Here is a 4674-nt window from a genome sequence, read left to right as displayed (position 1 = left end):
GCATGTTGAGTCGTCTGGAAAGAGAAGGTGGATCGAGTCGCGTGCGTTGATTCTAGGCGAAAAGATAGGGACGGTTGAAAAAAATGAAAGGTGCGGGACGGGCCCTGAGTCCGACGACGGCTCTCGCTATACAATGAACCCTGTCAACATTCGTCACCCGCATTCCATGCGGAGAAGGAACTTTCAATCATGCGACTTTGCCGAATTGCCCCTTCCATTCTTTCCGCCGACTTCGCCCGTCTCGGGCAGGAGGTGAGCGACGTTGTCGAAGGCGGCGCCGACTGGATCCACTTCGACGTGATGGACAACCACTACGTTCCGAATCTGACCGTTGGCCCGCTCGTGCTCAAGGCAATTCGTCCGTACTCCAAGGTGCCCGTGGACGTGCATCTGATGGTCGAGCCCGTTGACGAGCTCGTGCCCGCCTTCGCGAAGGCAGGCGCCGACATCATCACGTTCCATTGCGAGGCGTCGAGGCATGTCGACCGCACCCTGCAGCTCATCCGTGACCACGGCATGAAGTCCGGTCTCGTCTTTAATCCTGCAACTCCGCTCACTTATCTCGACTATGAGCTCGATCGCATTGACGTGGTGTTGCTCATGAGCGTGAATCCCGGCTTTGGCGGGCAGAGCTTCATCGGCGCGACGCTCGACAAGATCCGTGCCGTGCGTGAAAAGCTCGATCGCTACGAGGCTGAAACGGGCCGTCGCATCGCGCTTGAAGTAGATGGCGGCATCAAGCCTGCCAATATTGCCGAAGTGGCCCTCGCGGGTGCCGACACCTTTGTTGCCGGCTCCGCTGTTTTCGGGGCGGGCAATGCGGCGGGTTATGCCGACGTGATCTCCAGAATGAAGGCTGCCGTTGCGGCGCTGGAGTAAAGAATGCGACTGGTCAAGGCTGTTCTGTTCGATCTGGACGGCACTCTGGTGGACTCTCTTCCTGAGTTGTACCACGGCGTTCACACCGTATTGTCGGACATGGGGCTCAAGGCGCCGTCCCAGGAGGCGGTGGGCGCCATGATCGGCAGGGGGATCCTCGTGCTTGTTCAGCGTCTCTGTGCCGCTCTGGGCATTGCCGTCGAATCCGAGCAGGGACGCGATTTGTTCGATCGTCTTCTCAAGGCATGGAGTGAGTCGGGCGGCAGGCACATGGCTTTCTATCCCGGGGTGATCGAGGGTGTCGAGCAGCTCAAGGACAAGGGCATCAGGGTGGCGCTTGTGACGAACAAGCAGAGAAGCCTCACGGTCGAATTCCTCCAGTCCCGTGGACTGGAGAGTCTCTTTGACACGGTGGTGGCGGGTGATGACTGCCCGAACAACAAGCCTGCTCCCGACATGCTGATTCGAGCCATGACAGAGATGAACGTCTGTGCGTCGGAAACCGTCATGGTGGGCGACAGCCGGAACGATGCGCTGGCGGGCCGTGCGGCGGGGGTTTCGGTGGCTCTGGTTGAGACCGGATACAACGAGGGCGTAAGCATTGCCGACTGGGCCCGAGAGGCGGGATTCACCCGCGTCTATCCGAGCGCAAGAAAGGTGTGCGAGCGGATCGTGGCCTCAGGCAGACTGTAATTTGTTAAAGGCGCGGATCCTGATCGATCCGCGCGGATGAATCCGGAAGGATCGACGTCAGAGAAATGGATCTGAAGAGAATTTTGCTTTGCGGCCTCGTGCTGGCCGCTGCATCCTTTGCGGCGCACGCTGCCTCTCCCATGGTGGAGATCAACATGTGCTACCAGAAGGCGGGTGATGACGCCGTGAAGATCGGCGCCTGCTTGGAGCAGGAGAGCAAGCTTGTGCAGGCGGAGTACAAGGATGCGGTCGAACGCGTGACGGTTGTCGCGAAAGCCTGGGACAAGCCCAATCGAAACAGGACGCGTTGGGACAAGCTCATGAGGGCCAATCAGGCCTTCGACAACTTCATCAAGCGCGAATGCGACTTCGTGAAGAATACGACCAAGGGAAGCAGTACGCAGGAGAACAATGCGGCGCTTGCCTGCAGGATCAATCTCTACCGCATGCGCACCGACATGCTTGAAAACCGCTACCTGAGTTCGGCAAAGCAATGACGGCGAGCCTGTTTTCTGAAGGCGTCATGCCGGACATGACGTTGCCTGCGGATCCTCTGTGGCATGAACTTGTTGAGGCCTTCATGGCGACGGACAAGGGAAGGCGAGCCGTGGAGCGCGTGGCCGATGATGTGGCGGCAGGACATCAGGTTTATCCGCCCCGTGTATTCCGTGCCATGGACGAGACGCCGTCGAACGGGGTCAGGGTCGTGATTTTGGGGCAGGACCCCTATCACGGTCCGGGACAGGCCGAAGGGCTTTCCTTTTCCGTGCCCGCAGGCATCAAGGTTCCACCGTCGCTTCGCAACATCAAGAAGGAGTTGCAGAGGGATCTGGGCGTGCCCGTGACTCAGCAGGGATCGCTTCTGTCCTGGGCGCATCAGGGGGTGCTCCTTCTGAATGCCATTCTGACGGTGAGGGGAGGAGAGGCTGCAAGTCACCGCTCCCTGGGCTGGGAGATGCTGACCGACTCGATCATTCAGGCCGTGTCGGAGACGGCACCGCATGCCGTTTTCATGCTTTGGGGCAATTTCGCTCAAGGCAAGCGCGCTCTCATCGATGAGGAGAAGCATCTGGTCCTCTGTGCCAATCATCCGTCTCCGCTTTCAGCGTTGCGGCCGCCCGTGCCTTTCATCGGGTGTGGTCACTTCGGCGCCGCCAATACGTGGCTGGCGGCGCATGGCCTCAAGCCTGTCGATTGGACGATCTGATCCATGCCCGGCCGAATTCGGTCGGGCTTTTGATTTTCAGGGTGCCGGGTTGGGGAAGAGGATTGACGGGAACCTCGATTTCGGCGCTTCGCAGCAGGTGCTCGCGGAAGTAGTGTATGTGCAAGGTTGAGCCCTTGGCCTGAGTAATCATGCGCTCGATGGTGGCGGCGTCGGCTCGAAGGCCGTTCACGGCAATGATTTCATCGCCTGCGAAGAGACCGGCCGCATAGGCGGAACCGCGACTTTCGGCGTAGCGGACGCGAAGCCCGTCAAGCTGAAGGCCGAGGTGCATTCTGGACGCAGGCGTGTTCTTGTCCGCTTCCTCCGACATCCCGAGGGTGGACAGGGCGCAGCGCCATTCGTTCTCCCAAAGGGTGCGGTCCGAGGACGTGACGAGTTTTTTGAAGCGTTCGGCGATGGATGCGACGGGGATGCGTTCAAAGAAGCCGCCGTCAGGAAGGGATCTTGCCTGCGGGTCGGCAAGTGCCTCGTGAAACCAGGTCTTCAGCACTTCATCAAGGGAGAATCCCGCCTTGCGGAGGGCTGCGTCAAGCATGAAGGCGAGGACGGCTCCCTTTCCGTAATAGGAGGCCTGACAGTAGGCACTGTCGGGCGTCTGCTTGTAGAGGTGCGTCCATGCGTTGAAGCTGGCGTCTGACAGGGACTCGACGTGGAAGTCCTCGCGTTCGCGAACACGGTTGAAGCGTGCGGAGGTCAGGGAGAGGAGCTTGTCTTCGTCCAGTACGCCCGCTCTGAAAGGAAGAACGTTCTCGTAATAGGTGGTGAAGCCTTCGAAGACCCAGAGGTCGTGGGTGTGGCATTCGCGCTCGAGCTTGTAGGGCAGGAAGGATGCGGGACGAAGATGCTTCACCAGCCAGGCATGGAAGTATTCGTGAGCGAAGACAGTGAGGAAGTCCTCATAGTCTTTCGGACGGGAGGATTCGCTGGCGCCGGGAAGGGCCAGTGTGTCTGTCTGAAGCACGCAGGAGGCTTCGTGTTCCAGACCGCCATAGAGACGGGGACCGATTTGGATGTGAAACAGATACTGACGGAAGGGGGCGGCGCCCCAGAAGTCGAGGACAGTTTTCAGAATGGCTTGTGCATCCTGCAGGATGAGGTCCTTGTTGAGAGTGGAGGAGCCGGGGCCGGTGAAGACAAGCGTGTGGGGAATGCCGCAGACGGAGAGGTTGAGAATGCAGTGTTCGCCCTTTGCAGACGTGAAGGTGACGGGGGCGTCGAGAAGCTCCTGGGTGCAGGAGGCTGCAAAACTGTGCGTGCCGATGGGTTCAAGACTGCAGTGAGGAACAAAGCGGCAGTCGGAAAAGTCGAGAAGGCAGGGAGCGTCGATGCCTTCGGGGATGAGAAGCACGGCTGCCGGATTGTAGAAGCCGCGGATGTCGTCGAGCCAAGCGTCGTGAATGCCTACAGAATAAGTGAAGGCTTCCCATTCGATGCGAAGGGTGGCGCCGGGTGTCAGACCCGAGACGGTCCAGTGGCACTTGTCCGTCTGGACGAGCGTGCCTGTGTTGGAGCGGGGGCCGCGGATGCGGCCTGCGTAGTCGCGAATGAGATAGCTGCCGCTTGTCCAGGAAGGCATGTGAAGTGTAACGGCGTCTTGCGGCGGCGTCAGCTCGAGCGAGACGCGCAGCAGGTGGGCGTGAGGATCCGGTGTGACTGTATAGCGGAACATGAAGGTCCTTCAAAAACTTTTTTCGACGAGTCTTGACAACTCAAAAACTCTTGTGCATAATACGCCACCTGACTTCTTCGGAGGTCGGATGAAAAGTCGGTCAAGAAAATGACTTGACAAACGGAAATTGGTTCTGTAGAATCAAACTCCTACGCTGTTTAAACGGCGAGTTCTTTAAAAATTTGATCAACGAACCGATAAGTGT

Annotated in this window: 5 protein-coding genes; 4 read left to right on the top strand and 1 reads right to left on the bottom strand. The window is 58.9% G+C overall.

Annotated features, from left to right (window positions below; all coding sequences use genetic code 11):
- Nucleotides 1–189: 189 nt before the first annotated feature.
- From rpe to HMPREF3036_RS01705, 4 genes are all read left to right on the top strand, one after another.
- Entirely contained in the window at nt 190–879 is a 690-nt protein-coding gene (gene rpe, locus HMPREF3036_RS01720) for a ribulose-phosphate 3-epimerase (RefSeq protein ID WP_062331059.1), read from the top strand.
- 3 nt (nt 880–882) lie between these two features.
- Nucleotides 883–1572, top strand: coding sequence for an HAD-IIIA family hydrolase (locus HMPREF3036_RS01715; protein ID WP_005434369.1), 690 nt, complete (start codon nt 883–885; stop codon nt 1570–1572).
- Between the two features lie 65 nt (nt 1573–1637).
- The gene (locus HMPREF3036_RS01710) at nt 1638–2069 is read left to right on the top strand and encodes a lysozyme inhibitor LprI family protein (protein ID WP_005434371.1); all 432 of its coding nucleotides are present in this window, start codon (nt 1638–1640) and stop codon (nt 2067–2069) included.
- Entirely contained in the window at nt 2066–2779 is a 714-nt protein-coding gene (locus tag HMPREF3036_RS01705; protein WP_062331056.1) for a uracil-DNA glycosylase, read from the top strand. The genes HMPREF3036_RS01710 and HMPREF3036_RS01705 overlap by 4 nt, the downstream gene beginning before the upstream one ends.
- Here the strand turns inward: HMPREF3036_RS01705 and HMPREF3036_RS01700 are convergent.
- Nucleotides 2754–4469, bottom strand: coding sequence for a M61 family metallopeptidase (locus HMPREF3036_RS01700; RefSeq protein WP_062331055.1), 1716 nt, complete (start codon nt 4467–4469; stop codon nt 2754–2756). The genes HMPREF3036_RS01705 and HMPREF3036_RS01700 overlap by 26 nt on opposite strands.
- Between the last annotated feature and the right edge of the window lie 205 nt (nt 4470–4674).

It is taken from the genome of Sutterella sp. KLE1602 (assembly GCF_001578585.1).
Lineage (GTDB): Bacteria > Pseudomonadota > Gammaproteobacteria > Burkholderiales > Burkholderiaceae_F > Sutterella > Sutterella wadsworthensis_A.
This window is presented reverse-complemented; position numbering and strand designations above follow the sequence as displayed.

What these genes read in the sequence shown, in the direction of transcription:
- rpe (WP_062331059.1), top strand. Translation starts at nt 190, where the DNA reads ATGCGACTTTGCCGAATTGCCCCTTCCATTCTTTCCGCCGACTTCGCC.
- HMPREF3036_RS01715 (WP_005434369.1), top strand. Translation starts at nt 883, where the DNA reads ATGCGACTGGTCAAGGCTGTTCTGTTCGATCTGGACGGCACTCTGGTG.
- HMPREF3036_RS01710 (WP_005434371.1), top strand. Translation starts at nt 1,638, where the DNA reads ATGGATCTGAAGAGAATTTTGCTTTGCGGCCTCGTGCTGGCCGCTGCA.
- HMPREF3036_RS01705 (WP_062331056.1), top strand. Translation starts at nt 2,066, where the DNA reads ATGACGGCGAGCCTGTTTTCTGAAGGCGTCATGCCGGACATGACGTTG.
- HMPREF3036_RS01700 (WP_062331055.1), bottom strand. Translation starts at nt 4,469, where the DNA reads ATGTTCCGCTATACAGTCACACCGGATCCTCACGCCCACCTGCTGCGC.